This window comes from Terriglobales bacterium (genome assembly GCA_035624475.1).
In the GTDB taxonomy this organism is placed as follows: Bacteria; Acidobacteriota; Terriglobia; order Terriglobales; family Acidobacteriaceae; genus DASPRL01.
This window is the reverse complement of record DASPRL010000007.1, coordinates 1-18,495: the sequence shown is the minus strand read 5'-3', so window position 1 is coordinate 18,495 and position 18,495 is coordinate 1. Positions and strand designations below refer to the sequence as shown.

Annotated in this window: 21 protein-coding genes and 1 other RNA gene; 12 read left to right on the top strand and 10 right to left on the bottom strand. The window is 68.1% G+C overall.

Features of this window, described 5'->3' with window-relative positions; genetic code table 11:
• A partial coding sequence (locus tag VEG08_00495; protein ID HXZ26455.1) for a molybdopterin dinucleotide binding domain-containing protein occupies positions 1 to 328 on the top strand: 328 nt, incomplete at its 5' end.
• Positions 329 to 416: 88 nt separating this feature from the next.
• Here the strand turns inward: VEG08_00495 and recR are convergent.
• The 3 genes from recR to dnaX form a co-directional block, all read right to left on the bottom strand.
• Positions 417 to 1,016, bottom strand: coding sequence for a recombination mediator RecR (recR, locus tag VEG08_00490; protein HXZ26454.1), 600 nt, complete (start codon positions 1,014 to 1,016; stop codon positions 417 to 419).
• Between the two features lie 95 nt (positions 1,017 to 1,111).
• Positions 1,112 to 1,423: a YbaB/EbfC family nucleoid-associated protein gene (locus VEG08_00485; GenBank protein ID HXZ26453.1), complete on the bottom strand. Its 312-nt coding sequence runs from the start codon at positions 1,421 to 1,423 to the stop codon at positions 1,112 to 1,114.
• 113 nt (positions 1,424 to 1,536) lie between these two features.
• Entirely contained in the window at positions 1,537 to 3,276 is a 1,740-nt protein-coding gene (gene dnaX / locus VEG08_00480; GenBank protein ID HXZ26452.1) for a DNA polymerase III subunit gamma/tau, read from the bottom strand.
• Positions 3,277 to 3,344: 68 nt separating this feature from the next.
• Between dnaX and VEG08_00475 the strand changes: the two genes are divergently transcribed.
• Positions 3,345 to 3,593 carry a hypothetical protein gene (locus VEG08_00475; protein ID HXZ26451.1) on the top strand — a complete coding sequence of 83 codons (249 nt, stop codon included), beginning with the start codon at positions 3,345 to 3,347 and terminating at the stop codon, positions 3,591 to 3,593.
• Between the two features lie 31 nt (positions 3,594 to 3,624).
• Here the strand turns inward: VEG08_00475 and VEG08_00470 are convergent, their stop codons facing one another.
• Positions 3,625 to 3,939, bottom strand: coding sequence for a DUF2007 domain-containing protein (locus VEG08_00470; GenBank protein ID HXZ26450.1), 315 nt, complete (start codon positions 3,937 to 3,939; stop codon positions 3,625 to 3,627).
• On the opposite strand from VEG08_00470, the gene VEG08_00465 reads away from it, so the two are divergent.
• Both VEG08_00465 and VEG08_00460 read left to right on the top strand, forming a co-directional pair.
• Positions 3,938 to 4,426, top strand: a complete 489-nt coding sequence (locus VEG08_00465; protein ID HXZ26449.1) for a DinB family protein — start codon at positions 3,938 to 3,940, stop codon at positions 4,424 to 4,426. The genes VEG08_00470 and VEG08_00465 overlap by 2 nt on opposite strands.
• A 94-nt stretch (positions 4,427 to 4,520) precedes the next feature.
• Positions 4,521 to 4,877: an STAS domain-containing protein gene (locus VEG08_00460; GenBank protein ID HXZ26448.1), complete on the top strand. Its 357-nt coding sequence runs from the start codon at positions 4,521 to 4,523 to the stop codon at positions 4,875 to 4,877.
• 80 nt (positions 4,878 to 4,957) lie between these two features.
• Here VEG08_00460 and VEG08_00455 read toward each other — a convergent pair whose 3' ends face one another.
• From VEG08_00455 to VEG08_00445, 3 genes are all read right to left on the bottom strand, one after another.
• Positions 4,958 to 5,170 carry a hypothetical protein gene (locus VEG08_00455; protein HXZ26447.1) on the bottom strand — a complete coding sequence of 71 codons (213 nt, stop codon included), beginning with the start codon at positions 5,168 to 5,170 and terminating at the stop codon, positions 4,958 to 4,960.
• Positions 5,171 to 5,280: 110 nt separating this feature from the next.
• Positions 5,281 to 5,649, bottom strand: a transfer-messenger RNA (tmRNA) gene (gene ssrA, locus VEG08_00450).
• 133 nt (positions 5,650 to 5,782) lie between these two features.
• Positions 5,783 to 7,576 (bottom strand): VWA domain-containing protein, encoded by a 1,794-nt coding sequence (locus VEG08_00445; protein HXZ26446.1) that lies wholly within the window; start codon positions 7,574 to 7,576, stop codon positions 5,783 to 5,785.
• Between the two features lie 94 nt (positions 7,577 to 7,670).
• Here VEG08_00445 and bshC point away from each other — a divergent pair, with 94 nt between their 5' ends.
• From bshC to VEG08_00430, 3 genes are all read left to right on the top strand, one after another.
• Positions 7,671 to 9,275, top strand: coding sequence for a bacillithiol biosynthesis cysteine-adding enzyme BshC (bshC, locus tag VEG08_00440; GenBank protein HXZ26445.1), 1,605 nt, complete (start codon positions 7,671 to 7,673; stop codon positions 9,273 to 9,275).
• A gap of 91 nt (positions 9,276 to 9,366) precedes the next feature.
• The gene (locus VEG08_00435) at positions 9,367 to 9,672 is read left to right on the top strand and encodes a hypothetical protein (GenBank protein HXZ26444.1); all 306 of its coding nucleotides are present in this window, start codon (positions 9,367 to 9,369) and stop codon (positions 9,670 to 9,672) included.
• Between the two features lie 12 nt (positions 9,673 to 9,684).
• Positions 9,685 to 10,458: a glycerophosphodiester phosphodiesterase gene (locus VEG08_00430; protein ID HXZ26443.1), complete on the top strand. Its 774-nt coding sequence runs from the start codon at positions 9,685 to 9,687 to the stop codon at positions 10,456 to 10,458.
• Here VEG08_00430 and VEG08_00425 read toward each other — a convergent pair.
• Positions 10,433 to 12,160: a 1,4-alpha-glucan branching protein domain-containing protein gene (locus VEG08_00425; GenBank protein HXZ26442.1), complete on the bottom strand. Its 1,728-nt coding sequence runs from the start codon at positions 12,158 to 12,160 to the stop codon at positions 10,433 to 10,435. The genes VEG08_00430 and VEG08_00425 overlap by 26 nt on opposite strands.
• A 188-nt stretch (positions 12,161 to 12,348) precedes the next feature.
• Here VEG08_00425 and mazG point away from each other — a divergent pair, with 188 nt between their 5' ends.
• The 5 genes from mazG to VEG08_00400 all read left to right on the top strand — a co-directional run bounded on the left by mazG (position 12,349) and on the right by VEG08_00400 (position 16,589).
• Positions 12,349 to 13,251, top strand: a complete 903-nt coding sequence (gene mazG / locus VEG08_00420) for a nucleoside triphosphate pyrophosphohydrolase (protein HXZ26441.1) — start codon at positions 12,349 to 12,351, stop codon at positions 13,249 to 13,251.
• Positions 13,251 to 14,033, top strand: coding sequence for a GNAT family N-acetyltransferase (locus VEG08_00415; GenBank protein HXZ26440.1), 783 nt, complete (start codon positions 13,251 to 13,253; stop codon positions 14,031 to 14,033). Before mazG ends, VEG08_00415 begins: the two co-directional genes overlap by 1 nt.
• A gap of 3 nt (positions 14,034 to 14,036) precedes the next feature.
• Positions 14,037 to 15,146, top strand: coding sequence for an o-succinylbenzoate synthase (menC, locus tag VEG08_00410; GenBank protein HXZ26439.1), 1,110 nt, complete (start codon positions 14,037 to 14,039; stop codon positions 15,144 to 15,146).
• A gap of 147 nt (positions 15,147 to 15,293) precedes the next feature.
• Complete coding sequence (locus tag VEG08_00405) at positions 15,294 to 15,878, top strand: polymer-forming cytoskeletal protein (protein HXZ26438.1); 585 nt, start codon at positions 15,294 to 15,296, stop codon at positions 15,876 to 15,878.
• Positions 15,879 to 15,926: 48 nt separating this feature from the next.
• Positions 15,927 to 16,589, top strand: coding sequence for an SAM-dependent methyltransferase (locus VEG08_00400; GenBank protein HXZ26437.1), 663 nt, complete (start codon positions 15,927 to 15,929; stop codon positions 16,587 to 16,589).
• A gap of 12 nt (positions 16,590 to 16,601) precedes the next feature.
• Here VEG08_00400 and VEG08_00395 read toward each other — a convergent pair whose 3' ends face one another.
• Together VEG08_00395 and VEG08_00390 are read right to left on the bottom strand one after the other, a co-directional pair.
• The gene (locus tag VEG08_00395; GenBank protein HXZ26436.1) at positions 16,602 to 17,702 is read right to left on the bottom strand and encodes an FAD-dependent monooxygenase; all 1,101 of its coding nucleotides are present in this window, start codon (positions 17,700 to 17,702) and stop codon (positions 16,602 to 16,604) included.
• Complete coding sequence (locus VEG08_00390) at positions 17,699 to 18,379, bottom strand: methyltransferase domain-containing protein (protein ID HXZ26435.1); 681 nt, start codon at positions 18,377 to 18,379, stop codon at positions 17,699 to 17,701. Before VEG08_00390 ends, VEG08_00395 begins: the two co-directional genes overlap by 4 nt.
• Between the last annotated feature and the right edge of the window lie 116 nt (positions 18,380 to 18,495).

The following is an 18,495-nucleotide window of genomic DNA, read 5'->3' as shown; positions in this document are numbered from 1 at the left end:
GAAGCTCTACTTCTCCACGCGCCGCGGCAAGCAGTTCAACTCCATGACCTATGGTCCCCGCGATCCCCTGACCGGCGCGCGCCGCCGCGACGACGTCTTCCTGAATGTGGAGGACGCCCGCCGCCTAGGGCTGAAGCACGGTGATGCGGTGGTGGTGCGCTCGGCGCTGGGCGAGCTCCGCGGCCACGTCCACCCGGCCGACATCTGTCCGGGCAACGTGCAGGCCTATTGGCCCGAGGGCAACGTGCTCATCGAGCGGCGCTACGACCCGGTCAGTTCTGCGCCGGACTACAACGTCGTGGTGGAGATCGCCAAGGACGGGGCTTGAGGTTTCAGAGTTTCAATGTTCCAAGGTTTCAAAGACAAAACCACACCTCGCGTACCTTGAAGCTTTGAAACCTTGGAACGTTGAAACCTCACAGCTCCCGCCGCCCCTCCATCGCCTTCTGCATGGTGATCTCGTCGGCGTACTCGATGTCGCTGCCCACGGGGACCCCGGTGGCGATGCGCGTCACCTTCAATCCCGGGCGCTTCAGCGTCTTCGAAAGATAAGTGGCGGTGGCCTCGCCCTCGACCGTGGGGTTGGTGGCCAGGATGATCTCGTCCACCTGTCCGGACTCGACCCGCCGCGTGAGGTTGGCGATGCGCAGTTGCTCCGGGCCCACGCCGTGCAGCGGCGAGAGCGCCCCATGCAGCACGTGGTAGACGCCGTTGAAGCCCCGCGTCTTCTCGATGGCAGCGATGTTGGTGGGCTCTTCCACCACGCACACCAGGCGCTGGTTGCGGGTGGGACTGGAACAGTAGGCGCAGGGATCCACGTCGGTGATGTTGTTGCACACCGAGCACAGGCGCAGCTTCTCCTTGACGTCGTGGATGGCGGCGGCCAGCGCCTCCGCGTCCTCGCCCGCTCCCCGCAGGATGTGGAAGGCCAGCCGCTGCGCGCTCTTCGACCCCACTCCGGGGAGCTTCTTCAGCTCCTCGATCAGGCGGGTCATCGGTTCTGCGAATCTGGACATGATTGAGTAATTGTGTAATCGGGTAATTGAGTAATTGAGAAGCGGCTGTGCCCGGGTTTTCAATTACCCGATTCCTCAATTACCCAATTACTCGATCACAAGAGCCCCTGCATCCCCCCCAAAAGGCCTCCCACGCTTGTCTGCAGCACCTCGTCCACCTTGCGCCCCGCCTCGTTGACCGCGGCGGTGATCAGGTCCTGCAGCATCTCCGCGTCTCCGGAGCGGGCCAGCTCGGGCTCGATGGTGACGGACAGGAGATTCTTCCGGCCGTTCATCCTCACGTTGACCGCGCCGCCGCCCGCCGAGGCCTCCACCACGGTTTCGGCCAGCTTCTTCTGCAGGGCCTCGTACTGCTCGCGCGCCTGCGCCAGCATGGACTGCAACTGCTTGGGATTGAAGCCGCCCATAGGAATTTATTGATTTCTTGATTTATTGATCTCCCCATTTCTTGGGGCAGCAAGCGCCGTCTGCGCCAGCTCTCCTTCAATCAAGAAATGAATAAATCAATAAATCGATCAATCTAGCGCTTCTCCTTGTGATCGATGACGGTCCTGATCTCCGCACCAAACTTGTCCTGCATGCGGCGCACCACCGGGTCCTGGGCGGCGCGGCTGCGCCCGTTGGCAGTTGTGGCCGGGGCCGGTGGCCGCTCGGTGTCGCCGTTGGTCCCGTTGGAGACGGCCCCGCCCACCACCTTGAGCTTGAGCGGCCGGCCCGCCGCTTGGGCTGCGGCCGCGTTGGCGATCCGCCGCGGCTCCGCACCCATCGACATCTCCACCATGCCCGCCGACTCCTTGACCTGGACCACGGCCTCGGCGCCCTCCAGGCCCCACTCGCCGCGCTCCAGCAGCGTGACCAGCATGCGGTGGCCGGCCTCCTCCAGTGCGCCCAGCACCGCCTCGCGCAGCTCCAGGACGCCGGGCTGCGTCGCGACCGCGGGAGATTCCGCCGTAGCCAGCGCCGTGGCTCCCACCGACATCTCCGGCTTGGGCAGGCCGCTCTTGCGGGCCTTGTCGGCCTCAAAGGGCGAAGGGCTGCGGGAAGCCGGGCGTGCCGGCACCACGGCAGGCGGCGGGGACACACGCGGACTGGGGGCGCCAGCCGAGGGCGGCTGGGCCACGCGGTCCGCCGCGGCGCCGCTCAGGATCTCCTCCATCGGCAGCAGGCGCTGCGCGTGCACCAGCTTGAGCAGGCCCAACTCCAGGTGGAAGCGCTGCTCCTGCTTGTACCCCAATTCGCTATGGGTGCGCAGCATGATCTGCAGAAAGCGCGCCAGGTCCTCCTCGGAGAACTTCTCCGCCACGCGGGCCACGCGCGCGCGCTCGTCGGAGGAGATCTGCAGCACGGGTGACTCCTTGCCCGCCACCTTGGCCACCACCGCGTTGCGCAGGAAGCGCACCATCTGGCGGGCGAAGTAGGCCGGGTTCTGGCCCTCGCTGAGCAGGCGGTCCACCTGCCGCAGCACCTCCTCGCTGGAATTGCGTTCGACCGCTCCCATCATCTCCTCCAGGATCTCGGAGGGGACGGAGCCCACCAGCCCGCGCACGTTGGCGGCGGTCAGCTTCTCGCCGAAGCCGGCGATGGCTTGATCGAGGATGGAGAGGGCGTCGCGCATGGAGCCGTCACCCGCCTCCGCCAGCATGGCCAGCGCGTCGTCGTCCGCCTGGATCTTCTCTTTGCGGGCGATGGCGCGCAACTGCTCCACAATCTCCTCGAAACGCACCGCGTGAAAGGAGAAGTGCTGGCAGCGCGAGCGGATGGTCTGGGGGATGTCTTCGGGCTGCGTAGTGGCCAGCATGAAGACCACGTGCGCCGGCGGCTCCTCCAGGGTCTTGAGCAGGGCATTGAAGGCGGCGTCGGTGATCTGGTGGGCCTCGTCCAGGATCCAGATCTTGAAGCGGTCGCGGGCGGGGCGGTAGCGGGCGGCCTCGCGCAGTTCGCGGATCTCGTCGATGCCGCGGTTGGTGGCGGCGTCGATCTCGAGCACGTCCACCGAGCGGCCCTCGCGGATCTCCACGCAGGAGTCGCACTTCCCGCAGGGCTCAGGGCGGGGCTGGTCACCGGCGCGGCAGTTCAGCGCCATGGCCAGGATGCGCGCCACCGTGGTCTTGCCGATGCCGCGGTGCCCGCTGAAGATGTAGCCGTGGGCGATGCGCTGCTGCTCCAGGGCGTGGGTGAGGGTGCGGGTGACGTGCTCCTGTCCGATCACCTCGGCGAAACGCTGCGGCCGGTACTTGCGCGCCAGGACTTGGTAGCTCATCGAGATTCCGATTATACGTTACGACGAAGTGGTAGAATCGCAAGGACAAGAGGAGCTTGGGAAATCGTATGAAGCGGAGAATTGCCCTGTGGGCGCTGAGCGGGTTGGCGGTAGCCGGCGGCTGGGGCCTCTATGCCGTGGCCACCTGGCCCAACCCTGGGCTGGGACGCTCGACCGTCGTTGCCATCACCGCCCCGGCTTCCTTCTTACTTGGGCGGACCGTCCCGCTGGCGTACTACTGCTTCCTCCTCGCTAATGCCGCCGTCTACGCTCTGGTCGGTCTGGGGGCGGAGCTCTTGCGGCCACACCATCGGTAGCCGCGTTTTCAGGCTGATCCCGTTACGGACCCTATTCGATGTCCTGCGCCTCCGGCTCAGAAGGCGGCGGTGGACTGGCCAACACGGCGCGCGCCGCCTCGGCCTCGGACTCCCGCACCTGCAGGCGGATGCCGCCCAAGTCGCCGTGCGCCCAGTGGATGCCGGTGGCGTACTCGTCCAGCAGCACGCACTCGATGCCGGAGACCTCGAGCAGGCCGCGGGCCACCTGGGCTTCCAGCAGGTCGAGGAAGGTGGCGATGGTGGTCAGGCCGTCGTCCATGCGGTATAACGGTATGCCGGGGCGGCGCGCCCCGTCAAAGCAGGCGTCGCCCGCCGGAGGAACCATGAAGTCTTCCGAGATCCGCAAACTCATCCGCCGCTACGAGAAGGGGGGCAAGCTGGTGGCCGAAGCCCTGCGCGATGTTCCCCTGGAGGTCCTGGACCGAAAGCCGGCGCCGGGGAAGTGGAGCATCCGCCAGTTGGCGGCGCATCTGGCCGACGCCGAGGTGGTGGGCGTGGCCCGGTTACGCACTACCGCCGCGCAGCCCGGCAGCGCCCTCAAGGCCTATGACCAGGATGCCTGGGCCGATCGCCTGGGCTATGAGCAGCAGGCCCCGGAGCAGATGGTGAAGCTCTTCCGCCTGCTGCGCAAGACCACCGGCGTGATGCTGCGGTCACTGCCGGAATCCGCCTGGGAGAACAAGGCGGTGCACGAGGAGCACGGGGAGATGTCGCTGGCCGACTTCGTCAAGCTCTACGCCGAGCATGCCGAGCACCACGCTGGGCAGATCCGGGCCTTGCGCGAGCAGTTCGGTGCGGCCCCGGCGGCTTGAAGAGCGCGGGGCGATCGGGGGCGGGAAGGCCGCCCCGGCTTGAAAAGCCGTCGCAAGCGGCGTAGGCTGAGGCGGCAATCGTGGAGGACTTCGTATGGCTCTGAAGCTGTCGACCCGCACCGCGGGCAATGTCACCATCGTGTACTGCAATGGGCGGATCGTCTTCGGAGACGAGACCGCCATGCTGCGCGACAAGATCAAGGGCTTGCTCTCGGAGACCCGGCAGATCGTCCTCAACCTGGGCGGGGTGAGCTACATCGACAGCGGCGGCCTGGGCACGCTGGTGGGCCTGTACACCTCCGCGCGCGGGGCCGGCGGCGACATCAAGCTGGCCAACCTCACCAAGCGCGTGGACGACCAGCTGCAGATCACCAAGCTGGTCACCATCTTCGAGGTGTACGACGGCGAGGACAACGCCGTCGCCGCCTTCCAGAAGAGCGCCTCGGCCTGAGCGCATTGGGTGATAGGGTGACTTGCTGACTGGGGGATTTCGAATCGCCCAATCACCCAATCAGCAAATGATCCAAGGATTCACTCGCAGCCGTGCTGGGCGAGGTGGCGTTCGATCTCGGCGGCGTTCTTCTGGATACGCCGCTGCAGGTAGGTTTCGAAGTCACTGCGCGGGCGGTGGGCCAGGCGCTGCTCCTGCTGCCCTTTCTGGCGCGCCAGCTCGCGCTTCTCCTTGAGTTCCCGGCGGAGCTCCCGCGCCTCTTCACGTAGCTTCTCGATGACGTCGCAGGGCATGGCAGGCGGCCGCAGTATACCGCAGGGCCGCGCCGCCCGCATTGGCGCTTCGCTTCTAATCGGCGCCCAGGCGGGCGCAGGAGGAGTACCGGGTACTGAGTACTGTTCTTTGGTGGAGGCGGCGGGAGTTGAACCCGCGTCCGAAAATGTCACTGGTCGGGAGACTACATGCTTAGTCGGCTTCCCGCTCCCGGCCTTCGCCGGGAACCTTCGCCGCGCGCGCTCAGAAGCGACAAGAAACGCGCGCCGCTAGCCTGGAAGTCTTACCTCCGGGACCCAGACGTAGCCCCGGAAGCCAGCCCGCTGTGCGACGCCCTTCCGCAGCCCACGGGCGAAGCCGCGGAGGACGGCTACTTAATCAATTAAGCAGCGTATGCCAGCTGTTGGTTGGCACTTGTTTGGTTGCACGCGATCACGGGTGTGTGCACCCCGGCATGCCTCCCGGCCGCAAGCATTTCCGTCGAAGCCGTGACGCCCCCACGGGAAAGACGCATCGCGCCCTGCGGTCCGACTCAAAGAACCACTTCCAATCTAGGTTGCAAGTGCTTGGAAGTCAATGGATTCGATGCCCCTGCCGTGCCCTGGTTCCGGTTGCTTTTCCGGCTTCCCCGCTCACATCACCTTGACCGGGGCCAGCACGCTGCCCATGCGCCCGTTCAGGTTATCCCGCACCACGAAGCGGATGGAGTACTCCCCCGGAGGCAGGTCCAGGACGTTGGTGTAGGTGATGCCGCTGTCGCGGATCAAGGCCACGCCATCGGGCTTGAGCTTGCTGGAGAAGGTCTGGGAGAAGACCGCCTTGCCGTCGCCCTTGGGGTCGCGGGCCACGGCAGCGAAGTCCAGGTTGAGGCGGTTGCCGTCGCCGGCATCGATGCTGGCGGCGTTGGCCGGCAGCACGATCTCAAAGTGGACGCGCCGCGTGCCGCCCTCGTTCTGGATGCTGGCGATGCGCACCGTGACCGGGAGCGCGGAATAGTCCAGGGGCGACTGCAGGGCCACGTACAGGTCCATCTGGCGGGTCTCGGTCGGGTCCATCAGGGTGCGGGTGAGGAAGAAGCCGTCGCGGGCGCGCACGTGGGCGCCATCGCGGTGCGTCCTGACGGTGAGCTTGCGCCAGCCCGCCTTGGTGTTGGTCTTGTCCAGGTAGTAGCCGAGCAGGTAGTAGTCGGAGGAGTCGTCGGCGGCCTCGCGGAAGGCGCCGTCGAGGTCGTTGCGATTGTAGAAGGCGCGGCCCCCGGTCATGGCCGCCACCTGTTCCAGGGTGGCGATGGTGTCCATGTGCGTCGACAGCGCGTTCTGGATGACCACGCTGGGATTGGTCACATTGGCGTGGGTGGAGGCCACGGAAGCGTCCGGCATGCCCACCGACACCAGCCCGCGCGCGTCCACTGGATAGACGGCGATGTTGGCGTTGTTCAGCATCTGGAAGGTGCGCTCGTAGAGTCCCGAGGGGCTCCCCGAGCCCAGCAGCGCGGAGGTATCGGTGTCGATGTTGAAGGGGAAGCTGCCGGTCACCCAGATCAGAGACTTGCGCCCGGGAATGCCGTCGAAGGCCTGGGCGATGTACTGGAAGGCCTCCAGCGTGGTGGCCACGGACAGGTCCTGCTCGAAGGCAGGCGACTGGTCCAGGCCCTGGATGAAGGCGAGCAACTGGTCGGCTTCCACGGTCGCACCTTGGCTGGCGAAGGTCTTGGAGTCCACCGGGGGAGCATCGGCGGGGTTGCCGCCGCCGGTGGCCGGCGGCAGTTCGGCGTGGACTTTCTGCAGGGCCGCCCGCAGCACGGCCGGGTCGGTGGTGAAGTCGTGGATCACCTTGATGCCGCCGCGCCCGATGGTGCACAGCATGACCGGCTGGCCCTCGCTGAGGGTTTCCGCGAGGTACTTCACCAGAGCTTCGCGCGCCCGCGTCTGGTCCAGAAACGGGGTATTGACGGTGTCCAGGGCGATGACGGTGAAATGGCGCGGCGATTCGTCACCCACCGCCACGTTACTGAACTGGTTGGCGGGGGCGGGGGAGCGGACGACGGGCGCGGAGCCCGCATGGATCTCCTCGAAGCTGGCGATCCTCTGCTCCTTGCCGTCTTCCAGCAAGAGGAAGTCGTCCTTGGTGAGGCCGGTGATGTGATGCCCGGACTTGTCGGTGACCACCGCCGGCACCAGCACCATCTGCACCGAGGTCGAGAACTTGAGCGGGCGGCTGTCGCTCTTGGCGAAGTTGGGGGTGCTGGTGTCGGCCGTACTGAAGGGCGAGACGTTGTTCTGCGGTTGGCGCACCGGCTGCTGCTGGATGGGCGCGCGTGGCGGGGGAGCGGGGCGGCCGCCGCGCTGTCCCGGGCCCGGTACTGCCAGGGCAGCCACCAGGGTGGCCGCCAGTCCGACTTTTCCTGCAACTGTGCTTGAACTCATACATCCAACTCCGTGCTCCCCTGTACAATCCAACCCGGGCTGAAGGAGAGGTTGGGGAGTTCGTTCAGTACCAGGGACGGAGGATGTGCGGCTGGTGACTACCGACTGTATCCCGCTTTCAGCCATCCCCCATGTCACCCGACTGTTTGCGGATTATACCTCCCATTTCGAGCGCGTGGGCCAGTTCTATGCCCATCCTCCCCTGACCCGCGATTGGTTCCCCCAGGAGTCCCGGTCCCTGCACTTTGATGCCGGCCGGCGCGCGCGGGTTACGCAGATTCTGGAGCGCCAGAACCGGGCCTGGGGGGCCTCGGCGGCTACTTTGGACAGCATCCGGCGCCTGGCCGCCGGCGCCGCCGTGGTGGTGACCGGGCAGCAGGTCGGGCTCTTCGGCGGGCCCCTGTTCGCCCTCTACAAGGCGCTCTCCGCCATCCGCTTGGCCGCGGAGCTCACCCAGGGCGGGGTCGAATGCGTCCCGGTATTCTGGCTGGCCACCGAAGACCACGACCTGGCGGAGGTCAACCACGCCACCCTGCCCGGCCTCGAGGGTGGGCTGGTGAAGCTGACCAGCACCGCCGCGGGCGGGCCGGGCGCGCCCGTGGGAACGGTGCGCTTCGCCGCCGAGATCGAGGCGGTCGTGGCGGAGGCCGCCAGGCTCATGGGCGATACTCCGACCACGCGGTTCCTGCGCGAGTGCTACCGTCCGGGCGAGACCTTGGGCAGCGCCTTCGCCCGCCTCTTCTCCCGCCTGTTCGCGCACTCCGGGGTGGTGCTGCTCGATGCTTCCGACCCTGAGCTGCACGCCCTGGCCGTGCCCATCTACCAGGCCGCGATCGCGGGCGCCGCGGAGTTGGACCAGGCCCTGCTCGAGCGCGGCCGCGCCTTGGAGACCGCCGGCTACCACGTGCAGGTGAAGGTCACGGCTTCCTCCACGCTGCTCTTCGGGATGCAGGAGGGGGGCCGCTTGCCCGTGCACCGCGTCAACCACGCCTTTACCCTGGGAGAGGAGAGGCTCTCTCAGGAGGAGCTGCTGCGGCGCATCGCCGGTGCGCCGGAGAACTTCAGCGCCAACGTGCTGCTGCGGCCGGTGGTCCAGGACTACCTGCTGCCCACCCTGGCTTATATCGGCGGTCCCTCCGAGGTGGCGTACTTCGCCCAGGCCGCGGTGGCGTACCAGAAGCTGCTGGGACGGGTGACGCCCATCCTGCCACGCTTCAGTGCCACGCTGGTGGAACCGCGCGCTCAGCGCCTGCTGGAGCGTTACCAGATGGGCGTGGCCGACACCTTCCACGGTCCCGAGCGCCTGCGCGAGATGCTGGCTGCGCGCGCCTTGCCCGCCGAGGTCAGCGGCGGCCTCGAGGCCGCGGAGCGCAGCCTGCGGGAGTCGCTGGCCGGCGTTCAGGGCTCCCTGCAGAAGCTGGATCCGACTCTGGTGGAGGCCGCCGGCCGCGCCGCCTCCAAGATGCAATACCAGCTCGACCGCCTGCGGCAGCGGGCCGCCCGCGCCGAGCTGCGACGCAGCCAGGAGGTCGCCCGCCACGCCGACCTGCTTTCCGCCTCTCTCTATCCCAACCACGACCTGCAGGAGCGCCAGCTCGCCGGCGTCTTCTTCACCGCGCGCTATGGCACCGAGCTGCTGCTGCGCCTCTACGATGCCGCCCGCGCCGCCTGTCCGGACCATCAGGTCATCCGGCTCTGAACCCTGCTCGACCCTGCCTCAGGCGCGCTTCTCCAACCGTCAATGACTCAATGATTCAATCGTCAATTCCTGGGTGGTATGATGGCCGCGAATGGCCAAGCACACCCAATTCGAGATCACCTGCCCCTGCTGCCAGGCGACCCTGAAGGTGGACACGCAGACCCAGGCGGTCATCGCCCATACCGCCGCGGTGCGTCCCAAGACCTTCGCCGACATGGAAGAAGCGGCGCGCGCCCTCAAGGAGCAGGAGAGCCGCAAGGAATCCATCTTCCGCCAGTCGGTGGAGGCGCAGAAGAACCAGGCGCAGCTTCTGGAGAAAAAGTTCCAGGAGGCGGTCAAGCGCGCCAAGGAGTCGCCCGACACCGGCAAGCCGGTGCGCGACATCGACCTGGACTAGCCGGCCGCGGCCATGGCCGAGCTGCAGGTCGTCGTCAGCCACCGGTCCACGCGGCCTCCCCGGCGGCCGCTCCTGCTCGGCCACCGCGGCGCTCGCAGGGATGCCCCGGAGAACTCCCTCGCGGCCTTCGACCTGGCCCTGGAGCACGGCTGCGACGGCTTCGAGTTCGACCTGCGCGCCACCGCCGACCGGCGGCTGATCGTCTGCCATGATCCCGCCTTCGCCGGAATCGAGATCGCCGAAGAGACCTACGAGGATTTCTGCGCCAGGAGCAGCGCCAAGGTCCTGCCGCGGGTCATAGAAGCGGAGCGAGGAAAGGCCCCCGGGAAGTTCCTGCCTCCCTGTCTGGAAGAGGTGCTCGACGGCTACGCCCACCGCTGCTTCCTGGATATCGAGTTGAAGGTGGCGGGCATGGAGCGGGCGCTGGTGGCCCTGCTGCGGAAGCGCCCGCCGCTGCGCGATTACGTGGTCTCGTCGTTCCTGCCGGAAGCGGTGCGCAACCTCGCCTGGCGCGACCCGAGCATCCCTACAGGCTTCATCTGCGACCGCCGCAGCGAGTTGGCCCGCTGGCCCAGCCTGCCCGTAAGCGTCGTCATCCCCAAGCACACCCTGGTCACTCGCAGCTTGATCGAGGAGGTGCACGCGGCCGGGAGCAAGCTGTTCGCGTGGACGGTGAACCGGGAGCGGGAGATGCGGCGCCTGGCCGAGTGGGGGGTGGACGCCATCCTCTCCGACGATACCCGGCTGCTGGCCCGCGCCTTCAGCGGGCGTAAACCTCGGGCGTGATCTCGGGGAAGACGTCGTCGCGGCGCTCGATCTCGGCCAGCTTCTGCATGGCCTCCGCCGAGAGCTGCTGCGTGCTCTCGAATTGCCGCCAGGCCCCCATCAGCGCCCGGAACTGCTCCAGGTGGGTGTGGAAGCGCTTCTCGGCGTAGTCGCGGGCGTGCTGGGTGGTGATGAGGAACTGCCAGTCGGAGGACTCCAGCAGCAGCAACTCGCGGCAGATCTGCTTGGCCAGGCGGGTGGCAGCCTCGTGCCCCTGCCAGCGCCCGCCCGCCACCATCTGCTGCACCGCCAGCTCGGCGGGATAGATCTGCTCCCAGGTGAAGCGGGTCTCGGGATTCAGCCAGACCTCGTGCTGGCCGTTGCGTCCCCAGGAGCCCTCGGGCAGAGCCACGTAGCCGGCGGGCGGGTACTTGTCCAGGTACTCGCCGCAGGAGATCAGGGCCAGGGGGTTGCCGGGGTGAGCGAACTCCTCGGCCACGTGCTTGAGCCACTCCGGGCCCTCGAACCACCAGTGCCCGAAGAGCTCGGCGTCGAAGGGCGCGGTCAGGATGGGCGGGGTCCCGTTCTGGTTCTGGGGCGCGTGGTAGCGCAGCACCGAGTTGGCCACGTGGGAGAAGTGCTGCGCCTGGATGCGGGTACGCTCGTGGGCTGCTTCCGGGTAGTAGGCGGTCTTCAGGCCCAGGTCCACGCGCGGGTGTGTGACCTGCCAGTAGCGGTGCCCGCCCGGCCAGCGCTTCTTGTGGAACTCCAGGTAGCCGGGATCCCCGGGATAGCCGTGCTCCCCGCTCCACACCTGGATGCCGGTGCGGGGGTCGCGGGTGAAGAAGGCCACCCGCGCCTGCTCGCGCTGCGGCGAGTCGGCGAAGTAGGGACGGTAAAAGGAGGCGCGCTCCACGCCGCCTTCGGTCTCGACCGCCACCGGCACGTCGCCGGCCAGCAGCTCATAGGGGGTGAAGCGCGCCGTGGACTCCACCAGGTGGGTGTCCACCACGAAGTACTCGATGCCTGCCTCGGCCAAAATCTGCTCCACGCCCTCGCGGGGGAAGGGATTGGCGGGAGCGCTGCCGTTCACGGCCACCGGGTAACGCCAGCTTCCGGCGGGACGATAGCCGCACTCCGGCAGCCAGATACCCCGGGGCTGGCGCCCGAAGTAGCGCTGGTGGGTCTCCACCCCGACCCGCACCTGGGCGCGGATGGAGGCGTCGGTCCCCAGCAGCGGGAAGTAGCCGTGGGTGGCGCCGCAGGTGATGATCTCGATGGCGCCCGAATCGTAGAAGTGCTTGAAGCCGGCGACGAGGTTGCCGCCCAGGGCGTCGAACTGCTGCGCCCGCTCCCCGTAGAAGCGCTGCCAGAACCGCGCCAGCTCCGCGAAGTGCTTCTCGCCCTGCTGGGTGAACTCGCGCTCGTCCTGCTGCGCCGCTTCCACCTTCTGCTTCAGGTAGTCGCGGAACTCCTCCTGGAAGGTGGAGTGCGAGAGCTGCTCCAGCAGGATGGGCGAGAGATTGACGTTGGCCTTGAGCGCCAGGCCCTCTTGCTCCAGCTCGCCCAGGACGCGCAGCAACGGCAGGTAGGTCTCCGCGGCGGCCTCGTTCAGCCAGTCCAGGCCGTGCGGCCAGGTGCCGTGGTGCACCACGTAGGGCAGGTGAGAATGCAGGAGGAAGGTGACGTAACCGGCAGGCTGCTTGCTGGAAGAACTATTCATGATCGCACCTGGGGAGGAAGCTACCGGGCCGCTGCTGGACAGGCGCGCACCTGTCAGATCTTCTGTTCCGATTCTAAAGTCTACTACATGAGGGCGGGAGAGGTCGTCCTCCCCGGGGCTGGCCGCCTCCCGTTTCGGGCGCCGCCCCGAGTTGGATTTGCCCGGGCAGTCGGATAGATTAGGGAGTTATGCCAAGCACCGGCGAACGATTCGAGCGCGCCGTCTCTATCATGGCGCGGCTGCGCGCCCCCGGGGGCTGTCCCTGGGACCGCGAACAGACCTTCGACTCCATCAAGCCCTACACCCTGGAAGAGACCTACGAGGTGCTGGAGGCCATCGACAATCGCGACTGGGACGAACTCAAGAGCGAGCTCGGCGACCTGCTGCTGCAGGTGCTGTTCTACGCCGAGATGGCGGAAGAGGAGGGCCGCTTCACCATCGGCGACGTGCTCGAGCGCCTCTCCAACAAGCTGGTGGCGCGCCATCCCCACGTCTTCGGCGACGTCGAGGCCAAGACTCCGGCCGACGTGCTGCGCAACTGGGAGGCGCTGAAGGCGCGGGAGAAGGAGCAGCGCCTGGCCGCCGGCGGCGGCAAGATGCCCAAGGGCACGGTCAGCCCCGACTCGGTGCTGGCCGGCGTCTCTTCGGCCATCCCCTCGCTGCTCGAGGCTTTCAAGATGAGTTCGCGGGCCGCCCACGTGGGCTTCGACTGGCCCAGCATCGAAGGCCTCTTCGACAAGCTCAGCGAAGAGACCGCGGAATTGAAGAAGCACCTGGAAGAGTTCCCGGCGCCCGGGCCGCGGCCCCTCGCCCGCGGGGTCGCCGGCGCGGGGACGCAAGAGGTCCCGGACGAACTCAGGTCGCGCCTGGAGGACGAGGTCGGCGACCTGCTCTTCGTCCTGGTCAACATCGCGCGCTATCTCTCGCTCGACCCGGAGTCGGCGCTGCGCCGCACCAACCGCAAGTTCAAGCGCCGCTTCCAGTGGCTGGAGGAAGAGCTGCGCCGCCAAGGCCGCAAGCCCCAGGAGGCTTCGCTGGAGGAGATGGAAGCCCTGTGGCAGCAGGCCAAGCAGGGGGAGGGAAGGCGCTGATGCCCGCGCCCGCCGCGGCCGAGCGCGTCCTCATCCGTGCCTGCAAGGGCATCGAGGAGTTCCGCGCCTGCGTCGACCTGCAAAAGGAGGTCTGGCACTTCTCCGACGCGGAACTGGTGCCGCTGCGCATGTTCGTGGTGGCGGAAAAAGTGGGCGGACAGGTGATCGGGGCCTTCGAGGGCGGCCACCTGGTGGGCTTCGCGCTCTCCGTCCCCGGCGCTCGCAACGGCCACTCCTATCTCCACTCCCACATGCTGGCGGTGCGCGAGGACCACCGCAATCTCGGGCTGGGACGGCGCATGAAGCTTTTTCAGCGCGAGGACGCCCTGGCCCGCGGCATCGAGCTCATCGAGTGGACCTTCGATCCCCTGGAGATCAAGAACGCCTACCTCAACCTGGAGCGCTTGGGGGCCATCGCCCGCCGCTACTACGTCAACCAGTACGGCATCACCTCCTCGCCGCTGCACGGCTCGCTGCCCACTGACCGGCTGGTGGCGGAGTGGTGGCTGCGCTCGCGGCGGGTGGAGACGCTCTTGAAGACGGGCGCACGCCCCGCCTTCCCGCCGGAGCGCCGCATCGCTGTGCCCGCCGAGATCTACGCCTGGCGCAAGGCGCCGGCCGACGAAGCCAAGGCCCGCGAGGTGCAGTTGCGCAACCGCGAGCAGTTCCAGAGCGCCTTCGCGGACTCCCTGGCCGCCTTGGGCTACGAGCGCGACCCCCAGGGCAACGGCAGGTTCCTGCTGGGGCGCTGGGACGAGACCTGGTCGTATGCCAGCGGGTGAGAGATGAAGCTCGAAGCCATCACGCTGCGCGAGATCCGCATGCCCCTGGTGCATCCCTTCGAGACCAGCGGCTGGCGCACCACCGAGCGCCGCATCCTGCTGGCCACCGCGCACTGCGAGGGCGTGACCGGCTGGGGCGAATGCACCGCCGGCGAGCATCCCTTCTACAGCGACGAGTGCACCGACACCGCCTGGCACGTCCTCGTCCATTACCTGGCGCCCGCCCTGCTGGGCAAGCAACTGGGGAGCGCGGCCGACAGCGGCACGCTGCTCGCGCAGGTCAAAGGCCACCGCATGGCCAAAGCCGCGCTGGAGAACGCCCTGTGGGATGCGGAAGCCCGCCAGATGAACATCCCGCTGTGGAAGCTGGTGGGCGGCTCGCGTCGGCAGATCGAGTGCGGCGTCTCCATCGGCATCCAGGAAACGGTGGAGAGGCTCATGGAGAAGATCGCCGCCGAACTGGCCGCCGGCTACCGCCGCATCAAGCTCAAGGTCAAGCCCGGGTGGGACGTGAAGGTACTGGAGGCGGCCCGCGCGCGCTGGCCCGGGATCCTGCTCAGTTGCGACGCCAACACCGCCTACACCCTCGACGACACCGAGCATCTGAAGTCCTTCGACCGCTTCCGCCTGCTCATGATCGAGCAGCCGCTGTGGGCGGACGACTTCTATCTCCACGCCCGCCTGCAGAAGCAACTGGCCACGCCCCTCTGCTTGGACGAAGCCATCCACCACGCCCGCGACGCCGAGGCGGCGCTCGACCTGGGCGCCTGCCGCATCGTCAACATCAAGCTGGGGCGGGTGGGCGGCTTCCGCGAGGCGCGGCGGGTCCACGACCTCTGCCAGGCTCGCGGCGTCCCCGTCTGGTGCGGCGGCATGCTGGAGTCCGGCATCGGCCGCGCCCACAACATCGCCCTCTCCACGCTGGAGAACTTCCGCCTGCCCGGCGACGTCTCCGCCTCCAAGCGCTACTGGACGGAAGACATCGTCGAGCCCGAGGTCGAGGTCACCCCGCAGGGAATGATCGAGGTGCCCGACCAGCCGGGAATGGGCTATGCCGTGCGGGGGTCGCTGCTCGAGCGCCTGACCGTGCGCAAGGAGAGCTTCCGCGCCTAGGGACCCCAAAAAACCCTTGGCCGGATTCGCGCAGGTTGGGTATAGTCCTTCTCAGCGATTCTGATCCGGGAAATTGCGCGGCACGCCCCCTTGCGGCCCATGATCCCGAAAAAGTCTGGCTGAGGAAGAGCCCAGGAGAAAGCACATATGTGGAAGTCCCGCGATGAAAAGCCCGGTACGCCGGCCACGCCTCCCGCGGTCGCTACGCCCGCGGCCGCGTCCTACACCCCGCCGCGTGAGGCCCGGTCCGCGGAGCCGTCGCGCTCCCTGGACGCCTACCGCGCCGAGGTCGCCAGCATCGGCAAGTCGGTGCTGATCAAGGGCGAGCTTTCGGGCAGCGAAGACCTCTACCTGGACGGCGAGGTGGAGGGCAACGTCGAGCTGCGCGACCACAGCCTGATCATCGGGCCCAACGGCCGGGTGCGCGCCAACATCCACGCCCGCGACGTGGTCATCCACGGCAAGGTGGACGGCAACGTCTACGGCAACGAGCGCGTGGAGCTGAAGAAATCCGCCATCCTGGTGGGCGACATCTCCACCCAGCGCATCGTCATCGAGGACGGCGCCTACTTCAAGGGCGCGATCGACATCACCAAGAAGGAGGGCGGGAAGAGCGAGTCCCGCCGCGAGAGCGCGGGCGCCGCCGCCTACGCCGGAGCCTCCGCGACCCCGGCCGCCACGGTCGCCTCGGCCGCGACCGCGCAGTCGTCGCTGCTGGAGCCGAAGAACTAGCCCCGGCGCGCCCGCTTCCGCAGCGGGCGGAAACCGGGCCAGGGTTCAGTGACGCAAGGCCTTTCCAAGATGCTGCACGGCGCCGAGGACGCTTCCGGCCGGGCGGCGCCCGTGCCTCGCGGGCCCGACCGCATCCTCCGCCATTCCAGCGGGCTGCTGGAGTTCAGCCGCGCCCTGGCCGGGCGCGAGGGTCTGCGCATCCTCGACCTGGGACCCACTTCATCCACCAACATCACCCGCCTGACCGGCATGGGCCACAACACCTACAGCGAGGATGTGCTGCTGGCCGCCAGCGACCCCGCCTTCACTCTGGGCCGCAGCAAGGAGGGCAAGCTCGTTTTCGACGTCGCGGGCTTCCTGCAGGCGAACCTCGTCTACCAGGGGGCGCCCTTCGACGGCGTCCTGTGCTGGGACCTTTGCGATTATCTGCACGAGCCGCTGGTGCGGCCGGCGGTGGAGCGCATCGGGGCGGCCATGCGGCCCGGGGGCGTGCTGCTGGCCTTCTTCCATACCCGCGATGCCGGCGCCGATGCTCCCCACTACCGCTACCACATCCTGGGTGAGGATCTGATGGAGCTGCAGCCGGGCGCCCACTACCGCCTGCAGCGCGTCTTCCACAACCGCCACATCGAGAACCTCTTCGCTGGCTTCGCCTCGTTGAAGTTCTTCCTCGCCCGCGACAACGTGCGCGAAGTCCTGGCCGTGCGCTGACGTCCCGCCGGGTCAGGCTCGCAGCATAGCCCGCGTCTTGCGCAGGAAGTAGCGGGCCAGGGCGTTCGACTTCAGCAGGCGCAGGGCCGGGGAGCGCAGGACGCGGGGCAGGGCCACCAGCCGCCGCAGATGCGAAGCCGCATCATAGACCGGCGCCAACTGGATCCGATAAGCGCGCTCGTACCTGCGCGCCGCCTCTTCCAACGTCACCTCTCCCGACCAGAAGCCGGCCAGCGCCTGCGCCGCCAGCACGCCCCCGCGCAAGGCCAACGAGATGCCGTCGCCCACGAAGGGGTCCACGAAGCCGGCGGCATCGCCCGCCAGCAGGAGTCCGCCGCGGCGCGCCTCCGGCTTGCCAAAGAGCAGCGGGGAGGTGGCAACCGGCTCCATCACCGGGCCCCACTCACGGCTTCGCTCCGCCAAGCTCGGATGCTGCTTGAGGACCTCTTCCAGCGTGGTGGCGGCGTCGGCGCGCACCATGGCGCAGACGTTGACGCGGTCCGCCGCCACGGGCTGCACTCCGCAATAGCCGCCGCGGAAGAAGTAGAGGTCCGCGGAGCTGGCGGGCCGCGGCTCGCGGAAGTGCGCCTTCACTCCCAGCCAGCGCGGCTTCGGGGAGCGGGCTGCGAAGCGTTCCGGCGGACCGAGGTTGGACCAGCGTCCGGAGGCATTGATGAGGGCGCGCGCGTGGTAGCTGCCCGCGGTGGTGTCGACGCGAAACCCGCCGTTCTGGCCGGCGGCCGTGACCGTGGCCTGGCGGCAGTCCGCGCCCGCCGCCTGCGCCAGCCCCCACAGGGCGGCGTCCAGATCGAAGCGCGGGATGCTGGCCCCGGCGGGCCGCACCGGAAACTCCCACACCTGGCCGTCAAGGAAGACCCGGGCTTGCGCGATGCGCTCCGCCTCGTCCAGCAGGGAAGCCAGGGGCGGGCTTTCGCGGGCGAACTCCTGCAGCAGCCCCAGCGACTCCGGCGACACGAACTCCCCGCACACCCGGTGGCGGGGAAAGGCTCCGCGCTCCAGCAACAGCACACGCGCGCCCTGTCGCGCGGCGGTGATGGCGGCGGCGGTGCCCGCCGGACCCGCCCCCACCACGATCAGGTCCCAGTCCTTCATCGTTTCCACGCGATCACGCCCAGGCGGTAGAGATAATGGCGGCTATACTCCACGCGGTGCGCCTGCGTGCGCTCCACGATGGCGCGCATCTCCGCGGCGGTGTAGGCGCGGCGCACCGAGGCCGGCGCATCGTGGCGGGTGAGCCGGCTGGCATAGAGCGGCAGCCCGGCATAGACCAGCGCGAGGTGCACCGGGGAGCGGCACACGTCGTTGATGACGACGGCGTGGCGCGCCACCCGCAGCGCGTCGTTGAGGAACGCGACCAGCTCGTCCGATTCCAGGTGATGCGCGAACAGGCCGCAGTTGACCACGTCCACCGCGGCGTCGCGGAAGGGCAGCGCCAGCGCGTCACCCTGGACGCGCCGCGCGTCGCCGTGGCCGTTGCGCCCATCGAAGTGCGAGGCGACCCGGTCGAGCAGCGTGAGCGAGAGTTCCACGCCCTCGCGCGCCAGGCGCCGGCGCAGCGCCGCGGCCACGTCGCCCGAAGCCGAGCCCACATCCAGCAGAGACAGCCGGGTTGCTGCCGTGGTCCGGGCCACCCGCCGCAGCAGCCGGTGCCCCGCCCGGATCCCGCCGAAGTAGCGGTTGAACATGCGGAGGTCGCGCAGCGAGCCCGCCACCTCCGCGGGCGTTCCCAGATCCTGGTCGAGTAGCTCGTCTTTGACCGTACGCCGCATGAGCAGTCAGTCGTCAGGTAAGGGAGTGATGGCGGTCCCCGGAGGTTTCAATTTCCTCGATCCCTCTATGTGCTAGACCTGTGCCAGCTCCTCTTCCAGAAGCTGCTTGTTGTAGA